This is a genomic window from Candidatus Aquiluna sp. IMCC13023 (assembly GCF_000257665.1).
Taxonomy (GTDB): Bacteria; Actinomycetota; Actinomycetes; order Actinomycetales; family Microbacteriaceae; genus Aquiluna.
In genome coordinates this window covers 203836-221290 of the sequence record NZ_AJKR01000002.1, presented here as the reverse complement: position 1 = coordinate 221290, position 17455 = coordinate 203836, and the positions used below count along the sequence as shown (strand labels likewise).

General features: G+C 51.5%; 18 protein-coding genes. 10 read left to right on the top strand and 8 right to left on the bottom strand.

The window, feature by feature from the left end:
• Positions 1-115 precede the first annotated feature (115 nt).
• The 3 genes from IMCC13023_RS02035 to IMCC13023_RS02025 are packed head-to-tail and all read right to left on the bottom strand — an operon-like array spanning position 116 to position 3669.
• Entirely contained in the window at positions 116-1141 is a 1026-nt protein-coding gene (locus tag IMCC13023_RS02035; RefSeq protein WP_007540711.1) for an ABC transporter ATP-binding protein, read from the bottom strand.
• Entirely contained in the window at positions 1141-2655 is a 1515-nt protein-coding gene (locus IMCC13023_RS02030; protein WP_007540709.1) for an ABC transporter permease, read from the bottom strand. Before IMCC13023_RS02030 ends, IMCC13023_RS02035 begins: the two co-directional genes overlap by 1 nt.
• 12 nt (positions 2656-2667) lie before the next feature.
• On the bottom strand, positions 2668-3669 hold the full coding sequence (locus tag IMCC13023_RS02025; protein ID WP_007540707.1) for an iron ABC transporter substrate-binding protein: 1002 nt from the start codon (positions 3667-3669) through the stop codon (positions 2668-2670).
• Positions 3670-4046: 377 nt separating this feature from the next.
• Here IMCC13023_RS02025 and IMCC13023_RS02020 point away from each other — a divergent pair, with 377 nt between their 5' ends.
• On the top strand, positions 4047-5051 hold the full coding sequence (locus tag IMCC13023_RS02020; RefSeq protein WP_007540705.1) for a fatty acid desaturase family protein: 1005 nt from the start codon (positions 4047-4049) through the stop codon (positions 5049-5051).
• Positions 5052-5099: 48 nt separating this feature from the next.
• Here the strand turns inward: IMCC13023_RS02020 and IMCC13023_RS02015 are convergent, their stop codons facing one another.
• Positions 5100-5522 (bottom strand): arsenate reductase ArsC, encoded by a 423-nt coding sequence (locus IMCC13023_RS02015; RefSeq protein ID WP_007540704.1) that lies wholly within the window; start codon positions 5520-5522, stop codon positions 5100-5102.
• A complete protein-coding gene (locus tag IMCC13023_RS02010; RefSeq protein WP_081478827.1) occupies positions 5515-6198 on the bottom strand; it encodes an aquaporin in 684 nt (227 codons plus the stop codon). Before IMCC13023_RS02010 ends, IMCC13023_RS02015 begins: the two co-directional genes overlap by 8 nt.
• Positions 6199-6311: 113 nt before the next feature.
• Here IMCC13023_RS02010 and IMCC13023_RS02005 point away from each other — a divergent pair, with 113 nt between their 5' ends.
• The 4 genes from IMCC13023_RS02005 to IMCC13023_RS06970 are packed head-to-tail and all read left to right on the top strand — an operon-like array spanning position 6312 to position 9629.
• On the top strand, positions 6312-6644 hold the full coding sequence (locus tag IMCC13023_RS02005; protein WP_040324817.1) for an ArsR/SmtB family transcription factor: 333 nt from the start codon (positions 6312-6314) through the stop codon (positions 6642-6644).
• Positions 6645-6679: 35 nt separating this feature from the next.
• Entirely contained in the window at positions 6680-6901 is a 222-nt protein-coding gene (locus IMCC13023_RS02000; RefSeq protein WP_007540698.1) for a heavy-metal-associated domain-containing protein, read from the top strand.
• Positions 6894-8984, top strand: coding sequence for a heavy metal translocating P-type ATPase (locus tag IMCC13023_RS01995; protein WP_007540696.1), 2091 nt, complete (start codon positions 6894-6896; stop codon positions 8982-8984). The genes IMCC13023_RS02000 and IMCC13023_RS01995 overlap by 8 nt, the downstream gene beginning before the upstream one ends.
• Positions 8985-9029: 45 nt before the next feature.
• The gene (locus tag IMCC13023_RS06970; protein ID WP_007540694.1) at positions 9030-9629 is read left to right on the top strand and encodes an RBBP9/YdeN family alpha/beta hydrolase; all 600 of its coding nucleotides are present in this window, start codon (positions 9030-9032) and stop codon (positions 9627-9629) included.
• Here IMCC13023_RS06970 and IMCC13023_RS01985 read toward each other — a convergent pair.
• Positions 9601-10812, bottom strand: a complete 1212-nt coding sequence (locus tag IMCC13023_RS01985; protein WP_007540692.1) for an MFS transporter — start codon at positions 10810-10812, stop codon at positions 9601-9603. The two genes, IMCC13023_RS06970 and IMCC13023_RS01985, sit on opposite strands and share 29 nt — an antisense overlap.
• A gap of 116 nt (positions 10813-10928) precedes the next feature.
• Between IMCC13023_RS01985 and IMCC13023_RS01980 the strand changes: the two genes are divergently transcribed.
• From IMCC13023_RS01980 to IMCC13023_RS01965, 4 genes are read left to right on the top strand one after another with little or no spacing between them, the layout of a single operon-like run.
• The gene (locus IMCC13023_RS01980; RefSeq protein WP_007540690.1) at positions 10929-11789 is read left to right on the top strand and encodes an SDR family NAD(P)-dependent oxidoreductase; all 861 of its coding nucleotides are present in this window, start codon (positions 10929-10931) and stop codon (positions 11787-11789) included.
• 27 nt (positions 11790-11816) lie between these two features.
• Positions 11817-12788 (top strand): deoxyribose-phosphate aldolase, encoded by a 972-nt coding sequence (deoC, locus tag IMCC13023_RS01975; protein ID WP_007540688.1) that lies wholly within the window; start codon positions 11817-11819, stop codon positions 12786-12788.
• 8 nt (positions 12789-12796) lie between these two features.
• Positions 12797-14227, top strand: a complete 1431-nt coding sequence (locus IMCC13023_RS01970) for an aldehyde dehydrogenase family protein (RefSeq protein ID WP_007540686.1) — start codon at positions 12797-12799, stop codon at positions 14225-14227.
• Positions 14227-15078: an aldehyde dehydrogenase family protein gene (locus IMCC13023_RS01965; protein ID WP_007540685.1), complete on the top strand. Its 852-nt coding sequence runs from the start codon at positions 14227-14229 to the stop codon at positions 15076-15078. The genes IMCC13023_RS01970 and IMCC13023_RS01965 overlap by 1 nt, the downstream gene beginning before the upstream one ends.
• Before the next feature lie 11 nt (positions 15079-15089).
• On the opposite strand, the gene IMCC13023_RS01960 is transcribed toward IMCC13023_RS01965, so the two are convergent.
• Together IMCC13023_RS01960 and IMCC13023_RS01955 are read right to left on the bottom strand one after the other, a co-directional pair.
• Positions 15090-15971 (bottom strand): carbohydrate kinase family protein, encoded by an 882-nt coding sequence (locus IMCC13023_RS01960; protein ID WP_283924143.1) that lies wholly within the window; start codon positions 15969-15971, stop codon positions 15090-15092.
• Positions 15967-16872, bottom strand: coding sequence for a pseudouridine-5'-phosphate glycosidase (locus IMCC13023_RS01955; RefSeq protein ID WP_040324995.1), 906 nt, complete (start codon positions 16870-16872; stop codon positions 15967-15969). Before IMCC13023_RS01955 ends, IMCC13023_RS01960 begins: the two co-directional genes overlap by 5 nt.
• A 74-nt stretch (positions 16873-16946) precedes the next feature.
• Here IMCC13023_RS01955 and IMCC13023_RS01950 point away from each other — a divergent pair, with 74 nt between their 5' ends.
• Positions 16947-17411, top strand: coding sequence for a hypothetical protein (locus tag IMCC13023_RS01950; RefSeq protein ID WP_040324816.1), 465 nt, complete (start codon positions 16947-16949; stop codon positions 17409-17411).
• The last annotated feature ends 44 nt before the right edge of the window (positions 17412-17455 follow it).

Here is a 17455-nt window from a genome sequence, read left to right as displayed (position 1 = left end):
CCATCGCTCCTATGAATTACAGCAAAAGAAGCTGCCTTAACAATATTCCAGAGCCTAGCGGCAGAGATTGTCCGGCAGCTGTGAGTTTGTCGAAACTTCTGGAAAACTCTTGACTTTAGCCGGGATAGAAATTCACTGAACCGCGAACCCAAACCGAAACCCTCATTCCAACCTCCGGAGCAAAAGGCCCGTTAGATCTCGCTCTAATTTTTATGCCCTTGGTGACAACCTCAACCACGGCATCGTGGCCGAAGAAAACTTGGCCGACAACTTCGCCCTCACCCTTTGGGTTTGGGAGCAAGTAGAAATTTTCTCCCCTGATTGCTACGCGACCCACTTGACCCTCGGTGACTTTGTTTAGCGGGCTTAGGGCACCGAGAAGAGTTACTACTTTGCCGTTTTTTACTTCGCCGTCAATCAGCACCGAATCACCCAGAAAGGTAGCAATACCTATGTCCACCGGAGAGTTGTAGATTTCGGTGGGAGAGCCAACCTGAACTATTTGCCCGCTGCGAAGTACTGCAACTCGATCAGCAAGTGACAGGGCCTCTTCTTGGTCATGAGTAACCAGAATTGCGGTTGCTCCTTCTTTTTGCAAAATTGCCTTTACATCCAGGCGGAGTCTGGTTCTTAGCTCGGCATCCAGAGCACTAAAGGGCTCATCCATCAACACTATTGCTGGCCTTGGAGCCAAAGCTCTAGCCAGCGCCACCCGCTGCGCCTGCCCACCGGAAAGCTTGTCCGGGCTTGAATCTGCAAACTCTTGGAGTTCAACGATTTCTAGAAGCTCGGCCACTCGCGCCGCTTTAGCTTTTGAGGACCAGCCAGCTAACCCAAAGCCAATGTTTTGACTAACGCTCAAATGAGGGAAGAGAGCAGCATCCTGAGGAACAATTCCGATGTTTCTCTTTTCCGGAACCAAAACTTTATTGACGCTAGAAATTTCGTTTCCGGCTAACTCGATTGTTCCGGCAGTCGGTTTTTCAAAACCGGCGATTAGTCGAAGCAGAGTTGACTTGCCAGAACCAGAGGCGCCGAGAACTGCGACCAGCTCTTGATCCTCTACAAATAAATTAACGCCACTCAATACTTCAAAAGCACCAAATGACTTATTAAGGCCGCGTAAGTTCAGGGTCGCCATTAGCCTCGAACCTCCGATAGCGCCTTCCTGGCCTGAGAGTTCAAAGCGAGCGCAGGTAGCCCAGCAATAATAACCAGTAGCAGCGCGTATGGTGCTGCTTGGGAGTACGCAAGATCTTCGGTTGCGCCCCAGAGCCTGGTTGCCAGAGTGTTGGTTTCAGTCGGTCGCAATAACAAAGTTGCGGGTAATTCTTTCAGCACGGTAAGTGCAACCAAACCAACACCCGCGATGATCCCCGGAAATGCAATCGGCAACACCACCTTGAATAAGGTTCGGTTTGCAGGAACTCCAAGCGACTGAGAAACATCTTCTAGGTCTTTGGGAACTTGAGCAATTGGTGTGCTGATTGCTGCCAGTGCATTAGGTAAGAACAAAATCATGTAGGCGATAACCAGCATCCAGGTTGTCTGGTAAATCCAAGGCGTGATATTGGCTCCAAAAAACACCAGCGCTAAACCAACAACGACAGCCGGAAGCGCATGGGTTGCCCAGGAAACTGTCTCGACCAATACGCCCAGCTTGGTCCGATACCGAACAGCCCAGAGCGCTACCGCGGTGGCGAAAACCCCAATCACTAGTCCTGATATGAGAGCCAAGCGCACCGAGCCCCAAAGAGCATCGAGCAGCATCGCTAGATCCAAGCTCGCACTTCCCTGGAGGCTCCAAACTAAAAGGCTAAAGATTGGAACGCCAACACTGACCAAGGCGACCAACGTGAGTCCAGCCATTGCCGCCCAGGACCAGGAACCTAGATCAACCCTGACTCTTTTACTGAGCGCCTTGGTGTTTGCAAGATAGCCACCTCGATAGCGACGCTCAAACCAGATCACAATGAGTGTGATCGCCAAAAGAACAAGTGCGAGAGCGGCGGCAGAGGTTCTGTCGAAAGAACCTCGATAGGCGTTATAGATTGCCCTGGTGAAGGTGTCGTAGCGCAAGAGCGCAATAGCTCCAAATTCACTCAACACATAAAGTGCCACCAATAAAACTGCAGCCGTTGCCGCAGGTCTGACCTGCGGCCAAGTGATCCGCCGCAACACCTGAAACCTTCCAAGCCCCAGCGTTCTTGCCACCTCTTCGCTAGCAGTATCGATTCTCACCAAGGCAGCGGTAACCCCCAAGAAAACATAGGGGCTGGTGGCCAGAGTAAGAACCAGCCAAGAGGCAAAAAACCCAGAGAAATTAGGAAAGATCGATATGTATCCAAGCGCCATTACGTAGGAAGGAATCGCAAGCGGGAGTGCAGCCAGTACTGCAAACACCGCTGCAAATTTCACATTGGAACGGGTAGTCAACCAGGCCTGCGCAAACCCGAGCACCAAAGCACTTATTGAAACCGCAGTCACTAACAAAATCGTGTTGCCCAATAACTCAAGGGTCCTTAGTCGAAGCAACTCAGCCAGGGCTTTATCGAAGCCCTCAAAGAGCCTAAGCACCAAGTAACCGATTGGGAGAACCGCCAACAGGGCAGCACTAACCCCAAAAACTACTAGCAGTGCCGGTGGTTTACGCATCTGTCTACCTGGCTAAATAAGCCCAGCCTCCCGAATCAAATTAAGTGTTTCTTCGAGACTATCTAGGTCGCTGAGGTCAATGTCTGGAGCCGGTATTTGGCTAAGCGGGGTCAGGTCGACTCCAGCTTCGATCCCGGAAATCAATGGATACTCGCTGGTCTGATCAACAAAATACTGCTGGCCGGTCTGACTGAGGAGATACTCCACAAAACTTCTGGCAGCATTCGAGTCACTAACGATTCCAACTCCAGCAGCGTTGATGAGGTTGCCGACGTCTCGGGCTTCAAATTGACCCAAGCGTGAAGTGAGGTTCTCGAAGCCGATTTCTCTGCCCATAGCAAACCAGTAGTAGTGATTTATAAGGCCAGCATCAACAATCTTGCTCTCGACTGCTTCCAGGATCGCAGAGTTTTTCTCGTAGATCACGGCGTTGGTTTTCATGGCCCGAAGCCATTCAAGAGTCTTGTCTTCGCCGTGAAGAACGCGCATGGCGGTTACAAACGCCTGGAAAGAAGCATTTGTTGGGGCGATGGCGATTCTGCCCTGCCATTCTGGTTCCGCTAGATCAAAAACCGAGCTAGGGACACTGGCCACCGTGTCCGGGTTGTAAACAAAAACCCTTACTCGACCGGAGACTCCAACCCAGCTGCCATCGGCTGCTGAGTACTGAGGGGAAACTAGGCCCAAAATTTCATCCGGCAATTTGGTAAGTAGGGCAGCCTTTGCAACGGCTCCAAGAGCTCCGGCATCTTGAGCGAAAAAGACATCCGCGGGAGAGTTTTGCCCCTCTTCCAAAAGCTGAGCCGCGAGCTCTGCGCTTCCGGCGTATCTAACCTCAACCTCGATGCCGGTGTCTAAAGTGAACTGATCAACCATCGGTTGAATTAATGCTTCGCTCCTGCCCGCGTAAACGGTGATTGAGGATTTATCCGGTAGCGCTGCTTCTGCCGTGCAGCCAGAAACTGAAACTGCCGCAACCGCGGCTAAAACTAAAGCGAGAGGCTTCTTGAACAATTAGGATCCCTGTCTTTTTTGGCGCTTATTTACCGCCGCTCTGAATAGGTTAGGTAAACCTAAGTTGTTTGTCAATTAGAAGTTTTTTGGCTCTCCTGGCCCAATCGTGGGTCAAATCCGGCCGGGGAGTAACGGTTTCTGGCTGTCGAGGCCTGAGCTACGTTCACGGATTTTGTGTGAAACCCTGACTTCCTACAGCTAAAACACAGGAAAAGGCGTTAGCTTTGGGTTATCGAGGCGGTGTGAGCGTCTTTTACGCTGAGAAGCCCCGATGACTGAGACGAGTTCGTATCTCACCAATACTTGACCGAAAAAACGACAGCCCCTCTCGGATTGACCCCGCTGCGCACCAGTACACCTCAGACTTTGCAGGATTGATGAAAAACATCAAGTCCGCAGGTTTATTGCGTAGGCGCCACGGCTACTATGGCGTGCTCGCGTCGATACTCGTTGTTGTTCTCGGTATCACCGTCACCGGCATGATTTTCTTGGGCTCCTCGTGGTGGAGCGTTGCTCTTGCTCCACTGCTAGCCATCGTGCTGACTCAATTTGCTTTTCTTGCTCACGAATTGGCCCACAAGGCAGTATTTGCCAGCGGCAACTCGAATGATCTCTGGGGGCGAATCATTGCAAACCTAGTCGTGGGTATTAGTTACTCCTGGTGGATGAGCAAACACTCTAGACACCATGCCAACCCGAACACGGTGGGCAAAGACCCTGACATTGAATCCGATGTCGTCGTGTTCAGGCAAGACATTGCTTCTACCACCACAGGTTTGCAGCGCGCGATTGTGAAACGTCAAGGGTGGCTCTTTTTTCCGCTTTTGACCTTAGAGGGGCTTAACCTTCACATCCAGGGCTTCAAGCGCGCCTTCTCCAGAAAAAAGATTGAGGCTCGCGGTTCTGAGATCACGATGTTGCTCGCCCGTCACATCATCCTGTTTGCCTTGGTCTTTTGGTTCATGCCCTGGGGCATAGCAAGCGTTTTCTTGGTGACACAATTAGCCGTCTTTGGTGTTTATATGGGGGCCTCTTTTGCTCCCAATCACAAGGGCATGCCCATTATTGGGCGAGATGTCAAAGTGGACTTCCTGCGCCGTCAAGTCCTGACCAGTCGGAACATCACCGGGGGTACTGCCATGGATCTTGCCATGGGCGGTCTCAACTATCAGATCGAGCACCACTTGTTCCCAAACATGCCTCGCCCCGCCTTAGCCAAGGCCGCAAAAATGGTCAAGGCCTACTGCCAGGAGCGCTCTATTACCTATACGGAGACATCCTTAGTGCGCTCCTATGGCATCGTCGTGAGTTACCTAAATCGTGTTGGACTCCAAGCCCGCGATCCTTTTGATTGCCCCATAGCTCAGGGAGCCGGGCGCTAAATCACGCTCTGACTCGACTCGTTATGGCGCTTGAGAACTCCCCCAGGTTTACTTGGTAGAGCCAGCCTTTTGGTCTATTTCAGCAATTAGTTTTTCAACGAGCCCGCGGATCTCGTCGCGTATGGGGCGCACGGTGTCGACTCCTTGGCCGGCTGGATCCGTTAGCACCCAATCGAGGTAGATTTTTCCTGGATAAAACGGGCAAGCGTCACCGCAACCCATTGTTATTACGTAGTCACTCGCCTTGACGTCTTCGTCGGTCAAAACCTTGGGGGTGTTGCTGGAGATGTCAATGCCCTCTTCAAGCATCGCCTCGACAACCGCTGGATTGACCTTGTCAGCCGGCATTGTTCCGGACGACCTGACTTCAACGCGGTCTCCTGCCAAATGTGACAGGTAGCCGGCTGCCATCTGGCTACGACCGGCGTTGTGAACACAGACAAACATCACCGATGAAATTGGCTCAGACATTTTGCTCCTTCTTGGTTGATAGAAAATAAAACAAAGTCAGTGCGACTCCCGCACCAATTAGTTGCCCGATTACAAAACCGGGCACCGATGCGAAGTTGATGCCAGTCACAGCATCAGTAAAGGCTCGACCAAATGTCACAGCCGGGTTTGCAAAAGAAGTCGATGAAGTGAATAAGTGGCCGGCAGCAACCCAGGCTCCGATACTGGGGGCGATCAAGGAAAGCTTCCCTTGATCCACCAATAACAGCACTATAAGCAAGAGACCTGCGGTGGCAACAATCTCGCCAACAAAAGTCTGCATAGTTAGTCGTTGAACAGTTCCTGCGGCTACCGCATAGACACCAAACATCAGGTTTGCGACAACTGCGCCCAAGAACGCGCCCAGCAGCTGCATCACTACATAGATAAATCCGGTCTTGAGATCAATCTGCTTTCTGATGCCGAAGGCAATCGTGACCACTGGATTGAAGTGAGCTCCGCTGATGGATCGGAACATGCTGATGGCCACAAATAAAACTAGTCCAACGGCTCCGGCAATCGCCGCTAGCCCAACCGTCTCGTCGGCACCCAATGAAGAGACCATGTGTCCGGAACCCACCACGGTCAAAACAATAAGAAATGTTCCTAGCAACTCGGCCAGGTACTTACTTACGGTTGTGCGTCGGCTGTTAGTAATGGTTTTGTTGTGCTTTCTGAACTAGAGTTGGAAGTAGTTTATAGATGGTTATCTATTTATAGCAGACATTCGGGAATTTATAGACGTGTATCGATGTATAGGGTGAATAGAAGATGAATAAAAATTTACTTACGCTCGCAGATTGCGCGCCAGCCAGCACCGCGGAGCCGATGGCAAGAGCCAAGGCCGAGGATATCTCTGCGCTGCTTAAGGCGGTTGCCGACCCAACCAGACTTCAGATTTTAGCCCTGATCGCCAAGGCGGATCTCCAGGAAAGCTGCGCTTGCGACCTAACGGGTCCGCTGGGGCTTAGCCAGCCAACGATTAGCCATCACCTCAAGAAACTCGCGGAAGTTGACTTAGTTGAAAAACAACGCCGCGGCACCTGGATTTGGTATTCGTTGAACAAGGCACGCTGGAGTCAGATAGCGCAGCTGTTCGCATGAGCATCTAAAACAACAACTCAAAATAAGGAGAGAGAATGTCAAAAACTGAAATAGCAATTACCGGCATGACCTGCGGGCACTGCGAGATGAGTGTCACCAATGAAATCGCAACCCTTGAAGGCGTTGAGAGCGTAAAGGTTGATCACGCAAGCGGAACCGCAGTGGTTACCTCGACAGGTGTGACTGACGAGCAGTTCACGGAAGCCGTTGAAGAAGCCGGTTACCAGGCAGTTAGCTTCGCAAAAATAGATGCCTAATACCAACCTGGTAGGCGTTGAATTACTCGATATTGAAATCGAGGGAATGACTTGCACCGCCTGCGCCAGGAGAGTTGAGAAGAATCTAAACAAGCTGGATGGAGTAAGTGCTTACGTAGATTTCGCAACCGAGAAGGCTCACCTCCAACTAATCAACCCGCTGGACTCTTCGGTGATTGCAGGAGCCGTTGAAAGCGCCGGCTACCGGGTTGGCACCGGCAAGTCAGAACTCAAAACCCTGAAGCCTCGTCTTATTGCCGGTGGCGTAGCGTCGCTAGTAGCGGTGCTTTTAGCTATGGTCCCTGGTTTCCAATTTCAATACAGCAACTACATAGTTTGGGCTGCTGCCACCGTTGTGATTTTTTATGTGGCTTGGCCTTTCCACGCGGCGGCCATAAAGAACCTGCGTCACTTTGATGCCACCATGGACACGCTTGTTTCGCTTGGATCGAGCGTCGCCTATGGCTACAGCGTTTATATGATTCTTGCCGGTCAGATGCACACCTACTTTGAAACCGCTGCGGTTGTGCCATCGGTTGTATTACTCGGGCGCTACATAGAAGTAAGAGCAAGAAAGAGCGCTACTGACTCCGTTCGCGCACTGCTGAGCGCGATTCCTGAAACAGCGACCGTTGAAATTGACGGTAAGCGTGAGGACGTCGCGACCAGCTCGCTCCGCAAACAAATGATTGTCTTGGTTTCAGCAGGTGAAGCTATTCCAGCCGATGGAAGGCTCCTATCAGCATTCGCATCAATCGACACTTCCACCCTCACCGGAGAATCACTCCCCCAGGACCTGCAAACCGGCGAGCCAGTTACGGCCGGAACCACGAACTTGCAGGGTGAAATAAGAATTGAAGTAATGGCAGTTTCCTCTTCTTCAAGACTTGCCAAGATCGCAGATCTAGTTCGAGAAGCAACTGCCCAGAAGTCCAAGCTGGCATCGTTAACCGATTCAATTTCAAAGATCTTTGTGCCACTGGTGATCCTCATCGCCATTGCCACCTACTTGATTTGGTTCTTCCTTGGAGAACAAGACATCGCCATCAAGGCGGCAATCTCCGTAATAGTGATTGCCTGCCCATGTGCCCTGGGGATTGCCGTCCCGATGAGCCTGGTGGTTGCCACCGGAATCGGAACCAAAAAGTCCGTGGTTGTAAGAACCCCGGACTCACTTCGCTTGCTAGCAAAGACCAGGCATGTCCTCTTGGACAAGACCGGCACGCTAACCGACGGCAAACTTGCCATCATCAAAGCAACCGGTTTGTCGGGCATCAGCACCGAGGCTATGTTGGAAAAAGCTTCTGCGGTCGCAGTTACCAGCAAGCACCCGGTCTCTAAAGCAATCGCGGAAACTCCCCACGATCTTGTAGCAACTGACGTAATCGAAGTCGCTGGAAACGGACTCACAGGAAAAGTTGATTCGGTGATGGTCTCGGTTGAAAAGCCTGGGAGTTATCAAAACCAAGCCGAGCTAGATGAAGCGCTTGAAAATGCCGGTCCAAACACTCTTGTTGTGGTGGCTTGGGACAATGTTGCCCGAGGGCTCATCGAGCTCTCAGATAAGCCAAGGCCAACCTCCAAGCAAGCAATGGATGAGCTAAAAGCAGCCGGCTTTAGCCCGTATCTATTGTCCGGAGATAACCCGGCACGAGTCGGCGAAGTAGCAGAGCAACTAGGTATTACTGACTACAAGGGGCACGTATCCCCCGAGGGCAAACTGGAATTACTATCGGCCTACAACGAACCAGTTGCAATGGTTGGTGACGGTATAAACGACGTGTCAGCACTTGCCAAGGCTGACGTTGGCATCGCAATGGGCTCTGGAGCTCACGCGGCCCAGGCCGCAAGCGCCATCACTATTTTAGATGATGACCCCCGTGCTATTGCTTTTGCTCTCAAGCTTGGAACGCGAACCTACCGGAACATCTTGCAGAATTTAGGTTGGGCTTTTGGCTACAACATAGTTCTGATTCCCGTTGCGGCTCTAGGGCTCTTGAACCCAATGCTTGCTGGCGTAGCAATGGCATTCTCATCGGTTTCGGTGGTTGCCAACTCGTTGCGGTTGAAGGCTGGAAACTAGACGATTAGATCAAGTGCCCTTTCGAATTTATGGAAAGATAATTTTGTGAAGAAAGTTCTGATCCACCACGGCTGGACCAACATTCGGCCCGCTGGTCACTGGGCGAGGCTTGCTGCAGCAGAGCTAAGAAACAATGGGAACCAAGTTTGGTACCCGCAGTTCCCAGACCCTGACACCCCCGATACGGCAAAGTGGCAAGAGCTATTGCGCCAAGAAGCCAACATGATGGACGAGGTTGAAGGCGGCGAAAAGATCGCTATTTGCCATTCGCTCGGGACTACCAATTGGCTAGTAGCTGCCATGAATGACCTATTCACAGAACCATTTGATCGAGCGCTACTAATAGCACCACCGGACCCAAACCAACTTACTGATACCGATGGCATAGAAGGCTCGCCGCTTGACTTGGATAATCCGGAGCTATCGATAAGCGCTCATAAGTGGGCAAAAAGTTTGACCGTTATAGCAAGCGATGATGACCAGTGGCTTCCTAGAGGAATCGGTATCTATGGACCTGCACTCAATCTAGAGCCGCTAATTTTTCCAGGGGCAGGACACTTTTCATTTGATCAGGGCTGGGGCCACTGGGCCGGTCTTGCTAAATGGGTTCAGACTGCTAACCCTCAAGACTTGAGGCAGCGCTAGCGTCTAGCGCTGCCTTGTTTCTGACCCTGTGAATCGCACCTAGCCAGACAAGCAATCCCATAGCCAAGACCCCCATTGCGAAGGTTAGACCGATTGCCGATTGAACGTTTGCCAACACCAGAAGCGTCAGCAGCGATGGCGAAAGTGCCGACACCATTTTGCTCAGCATCATGATGTAGCCCTGGCGTTGACCAAAGCCCTCGGTCCCAAAAAACAAAAGTGGCAGCGAGCCTCTAATAAATGGGTTCAAGCCGACTCCGATGCCATGCAGAATCACAAACGGAATTAGGGCATTCACTCCGAAGATCCAGATCAAGACAACCCCAATTGGGTGGGCAGCAATTGAGAGCCCCGCCACCCGCATTGGGGTCATGATTTTTCCAGGGACCAAAATCAATACCCTTGCCAACACTTGGGATGGCCCCAGGATTGTTGCAGCAAGCAACGCCACTTCAGAGCTAGCGCCCAGTTCCCCGAGCAAAAATGGCAGGGTGGTGTTGACCGATGAAACGATGAAGCCCTCGAGTGCGAACATCAAGGCAAAAAGCACCAGCAGCACATCAAACCGGAATCGGTTTTTTATTATCTTCCGAATCGGACCGGTGGTTGTTGGAACCTCTTTAGGTTCAGTCCTTGGGATGCTGAGGTTGAGCGGCAGAGCGACGACTAGGTGCATGAGGGCCCAGAAAAATACTGCCTGCTGCCAGCCAATTGTTTGCTCAAGATAGCTAGTGAGTGGCCAAGAAATTGTGGAAGAAAAGCCGGCAAACACCGTGATGCCGGCTATTACGCGATTTGATTTATTGCCAAAGAAAGAAACTGCAGTTGCGAAGGCCGAATCGTAATTGCCCATTGACCCGCCAATACCAATTAGCAACCAAGCCGAAATAAGCATGACTTGATTCGTGCTCACCGATAGCAGGCTCAGTCCTGCAAAAAAGGCAACGCTTCCGAAAGGCAGAACGGCCCTGCCTCCAAGCCGATCAATCGCTCTGCCGACCTGGGGTCCTAGGAAGCCAGATACCAACAGCGAAAGGGTGAAAGCCCAAAAGAAATCCTGAGTCGAAATACCAAGTGAAGCCGAAATTGGAACGGCCAAAATCGCAGGTAAGTAGAAAGAAGATCCCCAAGTAATAATCTGCCCCACGCCGAGACGAACGGTAATCGATGAACCCTTGGTCAACTAACACCTCAAATTGGACAGGACCTAAAGCCTATTGCTGCGGTGAAGTTTCAAGGCATAATAATCGAAGCTCGAAAATGACGAGCGCAATCAATCGAGAGGCAGCTTGCGTCTAAATGCCAGCCAAAAATAGAACAGCACTGATAACCGGCGCAAGCAGCGGACTAGGCCTCGAGGCCGCCAAGGAGATTGCGGCCCAAGGGTTCGATGTCGTGATGACCGCCCGGGGCAAAGACCGGCTCGAAAAAGCCGGCGAAGATTTATCCAAGCAATTCCCCAAATCGAAGATAACCAGCCAAGTTTTAGACGTTTCAAATTTTGACGAGGTTCGCTCCTTCGCCAATAAATTCTCCAGCCAAATTGATGTTCTTATGAATAACGCCGGAGTAATGGGACCGGACTTCAGTTTGTCCGTGGATGGCATCGAGTCTCAAATGGCAATCAATCACTTGGGGCACTTTGTCTTGACCAAAGCCCTTTGGAAGCAATTAGAAAAAGCGGATGCGCCAAGAGTCATCTCGCTTTCCAGCACCGTGCACAGAAGAGGCAAGCTTCAATCGATGAGCCTCGAGCAACTAAAAGGTTCGCATCAGAAAAGCTACGACCGTTGGCAGCGATATTCGGACACCAAATTGGCATGCTTGTTGTTCGCAAGGGAGCTTGATCTAAGAACCAAACAATCAGGAAGCAAGGTCGTTTCAGTCGCCGCGCACCCAGGGTGGGCCATGACCGGGCTGCAGGATAATTTCCCAAATCGCTTCGACCGTTTCGCCCAAAATGCCAAGCAGGGTGCGCGATCGCAAATAATGGCAGCCGTCCGGGATGATCTAGTCGGCGGCGAGTTTGTTGGCCCCGCCCAGGAGCTCTGGGGTGAGCCAAAACTAATAAAGGGCACTAAGCAGTCTCGGGATCTTGGATTGATGAAGCAGCTCTGGGAGCTCAGCGAAGAACTAACCGGGGCCACTTTCGAGGTATAACCGATAGGCTCATTTAGTTATCAAGGAGTGACTTTGCCAACTATTGACCCCGAAGCCGTTGTCGGCTCAAGGATTACCAACCAGAGCCTTAGCCGCTGGCTGCACTCGCTGCCGGGCGTGGACAAAGTTGGACTAGAAGCCCGCACCGCATCCCTTGGAACCAGGTCTATCAAAACCGACTCCAAAGCCTGGGCTCTGGACATGGCAATAAAGATGATGGATCTGACAACCCTCGAGGGCGCCGACACTAAAGAGCGAGTCCGCAGCCTCTGCCTAAAGGCGATTACTCCAGACCCAACCGATCTAACCACCCCGCAGCCAGCAGCGATTTGTGTCTACGGAGATATGGTCAAACATGCCAAAGAAGCACTTGGCAAAAACAAGATTCACGTGGCCGCAGTAGCAACCGCATTCCCTTCTGGACGCGCGAGCCTGCCGGTCAAAATCGCTGACACAAAGGATGCGGTTAATGCCGGGGCCGATGAAATAGACATGGTGATCGACCGCGGAGCTTTTTTGTCAGGTAACTATCTAGAGGTTTATAAGCAGATACTTGCTGTCAAGGCAGCCTGCCTCAGAAAAGATGGAACCCGCGCTCACCTAAAGGTGATTCTGGAAACCGGCGAACTAGAAACCTACGACAACATAAGACGTGCCAGCTATCTTGCAATGCTTGCCGGCCCTGACTTTATTAAAACCTCCACCGGCAAAGTAAGCATCAACGCGACGCTTCCAATCACGCTTCTGATGCTGCAGGCGGTAAAGGACTGGTTTGACCAGACCAAAATTCAAATCGGTGTGAAGCCTGCCGGCGGAATCAGAACTGCCAAAGATGCCATCAAGTACTTGGTAGTCGTTAAGGAAACTGCTGGCGAAGAGTGGCTCACCCCGAAATACTTCCGATTTGGTGCATCTAGCTTGCTAAACGATGTCTTGATGCAGCGACAAAAACTAACAACCGGTCACTACTCCGGTCGTGACTACGTGAGCGTGGACTAGGAGCCAATATGTTTGATTACTCGCCAGCACCAGAATCCAAAGACCTAGTGAAGTTTCAAGCCTCGTACGGACACTTCATTGGTGGCAAGTTCACCAAGCCTGCCAACACCTTCAGCACCATCAACCCTGCGACCGAGCAGGTTCTGGCCGAGATATCTCACGGCACAGCAAAAGATGTCGATTCGGCAGTGAAAGCAGCACGTACTGCGTATGAGAAAACCTGGAGCAAACTGGATGGGGCGACCAGAGGCAAATACCTTTACCGAATCGCAAGAATTATCCAAGAGCGCTCCCGCGAACTCGCGGTTGCCGAGACTCTCAATAACGGCAAGCCAATCAAGGAGACCCGCGACGTTGACATCCCGCTGGTTGCATCATGGTTCTTCTACTACGCAGGCTGGGCCGACAAGCTTGATTACGCAGGCCTAGGAGCAAACCCAAAGGCTCACGGAGTTGTCTCCCAGATAGTTCCTTGGAACTTCCCGCTGATGATGTTGGCTTGGAAAATTGCCCCTGCGCTTGCCGCCGGAAACACCGTTGTCCTAAAGCCTGCCGAAACAACCCCTTTGACAGCACTGTTGTTTGCAGAAATCTGCCAACAGGCAGAACTGCCAGATGGTGTTGTAAACATCGTCACGGGCTTTGGCGACACCGGAGCCATGATGGTCGGCCACCCAGACGTAAACAAGATTGCCTTCACCGGCTCAACTGACGTCGGAAGAATAATTGCCAAGCAGATTGCCGGAACCGATAAAAAGGCAACTCTGGAACTTGGCGGCAAGGCCGCCAACATCGTCTTTGAGGATGCCGCTCTAGACCAGGCAGTCGAAGGCATAGTAAATGGAATATTTTTTAACCAGGGTCATGTCTGCTGCGCCGGTTCCAGGTTGCTGGTTCAAGAGTCAGTTCAAGACGTTGTTATCAAAAAGCTTAAAGCGCGCATGGAGAACATTCGTCTGGGTGACCCAATGGACAAGAACACCGACATCGGTGCAATCAACTCCAAGGAGCAGCTAACGAAGATTGACCGCTTGGTAAAGCAAGGTATTAAAGAAGGTGGCCAAGCCTGGGCTCCATCCTGCGCAATTCCAAAAAATGGTTTCTGGTATGCGCCAACGATCATCACGGGTGTCTCACCTGCCAATACCGTTGTCAGGGAAGAAATCTTCGGGCCGGTACTGTCTGTCATGACCTTTAGGACACCGGCTGAAGCGGTAGCAAAAGCCAACAACTCTCAGTACGGCCTAAGCGCTGGTGTGTGGACTGAAAAGGGCTCAAGGATTCTGAAGATGGCCGATCAACTAAACGCCGGTGTGGTGTGGGCAAATACTTTCAATCAGTTCGACCCAGCCAGCCCATTTGGTGGCTTCAAAGAATCCGGCTACGGCCGCGAGGGCGGCCGTCACGGATTGCTCAGCTACTTGAAGGGATCAAACTAATGCGCTTGGAAGTAAAGAAAACCTACAAACTCTTTATCGGTGGCAAGTTTCCTCGATCTGAATCGGGCCGAATCTATAAAGTTAACAACCACAAGGGTGAGTTTCTAGCCAACGTTGCTAAGGCGTCTCGAAAAGACGTTCGTGACTCCGTTGTTGTTGCTCGCTCCGCTCAATCCGGTTGGGCTAGCGCAACTCCTTATAACCGCGGACAGGTTCTCTACCGAATTGCAGAAATGCTTGAAGGCAGGCGCGAGCAGTTCGTTGCCGAAATTCGTGAGCTGACTGGCAAAAGCGAAAAGCAGGCCAACCAAGAAGTAGATAGTGCCATTGACTCTTGGGTTTGGCACGCCGGCTGGACCGACAAAATCGATGCGGTTGCAGGCAACATGAACCCGGTTGCCGGACCGTTCTTTAATATTTCAACCAATCAACCAACTGGAGTCGTGGCAGCATTTGCGCCTCAAGACAGCTCTTTGGTTGGACTGGTGAACACAATCGCCCCGGCGATAGTTTCTGGTAACTCGATTATTGCGATCACATCGGAGACCTTACCGATTTGCGCCGTGACACTTGCCGAAGTATTAGAAACCTCCGACCTTCCAGGCGGAGTGGTCAACATTCTCACCGGCAACGCCAGTGAACTTGGAAGCTGGCTTGCTTCTCACATGGATGTCAACGCCATTGACCTAGAGGGCACCTCGAATGCTGCGGAGCTTGAGATGCTTGCTGCTGAAAACCTAAAGCGAGTAATTCGAAAAGGTGGCTATTCAAGAACTGGTGCCAAGGGCTCGCTTCAGCACATTCTTGATCTGATGGAAACTAAAACCGTCTGGCACCCCAAAGGGCACTAGCAACTAAGTCTTTAGTTAGATTCAGCTGAGTCTGGCTGACCGCCGATTACTTCCATTGCTTCGGCTGCGAACTCGCAGGCTACTCTCGCTGCCTCTGCCGCCTTCACGTCGCCATCCAAGATAGTCCGCATGAACATTGCGGCAAATGCGTCTCCGGCTCCGGTTGGATCAACAACCTTCGCTGCTACTCCAGGCACTAGCTCAGCGGTTGTTGGGTTTCTGACATAAGCCCCGTCTTTACCCAGCGTCACAACTACAAGCGGAAATTTCTCGTGAAGAGCGTCCGCCACGCGGGTTGGCGACTCCTCGCCAGTCAGGGCTTGCGCTTCTTCAAGATTTGGGAAAATTGCATCCGCTCCCTCGATGGCCTCCAGGAAGTATTTGGCTCCGTAGTCTCTGATGAAGCTTGCGCTTCCGGGATCACATACAGTAACCATGCCGTGAGCTTTTGCCATCGCCATTAGTTTCTGAGTTCCCTCAGTTCCGATAGATAGCACTGTGTAGCCGGAAATGTATAAAAAGTCCCCGAATGCTTCAACTGGCATCACGCCAACTTCAAGGTTCTGGTTTGCTCCCCTGTCGGTGAAAAAAGTGCGATTATCGCCGTTTATCAGAACCACTATTCGGCCGGTGGAAAGAACTTGATCTTCTTGCAAGTGCGCGATGACATTTTTAGCCTTGAACTCAGCGGCGAACTTTTTGCCGTCACCCTTACCGACCCGGGCAAACAAATGCGTCTCGATCTGCAAGGTAGCTAGCCAGACCGCAAAGTTCGCGGCCGACCCTCCAGAGGTCGCAACCAGTTTTGATTCGTTGTCGGTGTTCGATTGAACTTGGCCAATCGGCATCACAACGATATCTTCGATTATGTCGCCAACAACTAAAGCTTTAATTAACGCCTCCGCGAGCTATGGCCTTGGAAATCTCCGCGGCTACCGAAATGTTATTCCTAACCAGTGACAAGTTAACTTCAAGTGAGGCTTGATTGGAAGCCCCGACTATGAAATCGAGCAAGAAAGGAGTGACGTGTTTTCCTCGCACGCCTGCTTTATTTGCAGCTGCAAATGCTTTTTCCAAGACCATATCGTGGTCAGCCTTATTCCAGGCTTGATCTTCTGGGACCGGGTTTGCAATCAGCAGTGCTGCCAAAGACCCAAGCTTCTGCTGTGCAAAAACAATCGCTGCTACTTCATCGGCTGAGTCCACGCTCCAGTCCAGGGTGTAATCGCTTGTCGGAAGCCAGAAGCTTGGGAAATTAGTTGTTTTGTAGCCAACAACCGGGATGCTCAAGGTTTCTAGCCTTTCAAGGGTCGCTGAAATATCCAGCACGGACTTTACTCCCGCGCTTACGACCACCACCGGACAGGTGGCAAGGCTAGTCAGGTCAGCTGACTCATCAAAGGTCTCATTAGCCCCCTGGTGGACACCGCCGAGGCCTCCGGTTGCAAAGACCCTGATGCCGGCCTTGGCTGCCAGATAAGCGGTAGCGGCAACCGTGGTCGCCCCATTGATGCCTTTGGCAGCAATGATAGGAAGATCTCGGACCGAAGACTTAGCAGTTCCCTCACTGGCTATTTGCTCCAGCTCGTCTTGACTAAGACCAATTGTCGGGACGCCACCAATAATGCCGATTGTCGCCGGAACAACTTCTGCATCAATCAGTTGCTGCTCGAATTCTTTAGCCGCTGCGATGTTTCTAGGATATGGAAGACCGTGGGAAATAATCGTGGACTCTAGTGCGACCACGGGCCTGTTGGTTTCCAGTGCTTCTTGAACCTGTTTGCTAATTTTCATTTCATCTCCAGTGCTCAAGGCTATCTGAGGGCTCGAAGGCAGTAGATTGTTTTTTTTAGAAAGCGCGAAAAGTAATGAAAAGACCATGGCTGACCACATCCACCGGCCAGCGGTGGTCAATAGTCCTCAGTGTTGTGGTTTCCGCAGCTATGGTTATCGCGCTTATCGGCTACTGGATTCTTCAGGCCGCCCCCAGAATCCAAATCACTCAGCTTGATCCAAATCAAATTGATTATTGCTACCTAGACGATTGCGCGCCCATAGACAAGCTCGCCGGCTTAGAGCTAGTAACCACTCCAGAGTCCTACCTTGTAATGGTTGGCGAGTGGGGAACCAGTATCCAGTTGAGGTTTGTGAACCGCGGCCGACTCGAGGGGACACGTGAACTAAGGCTGTTGTTGAGGTCTAGCGAAGGAGCAATTATCGAGGGCATGCGTCAAGAAGTCATGTTTTTACCCAAGGGTCCAATGCTTGCTGAATTCTTCTTCACAGGCTTTCCCGAGGAGCTTCAGAGCGGCACGTTGGAGCTTGGATATTAGTCGAAATTCCAGCAAAATCTCCGTTACCAAAACGTTATAGTTTT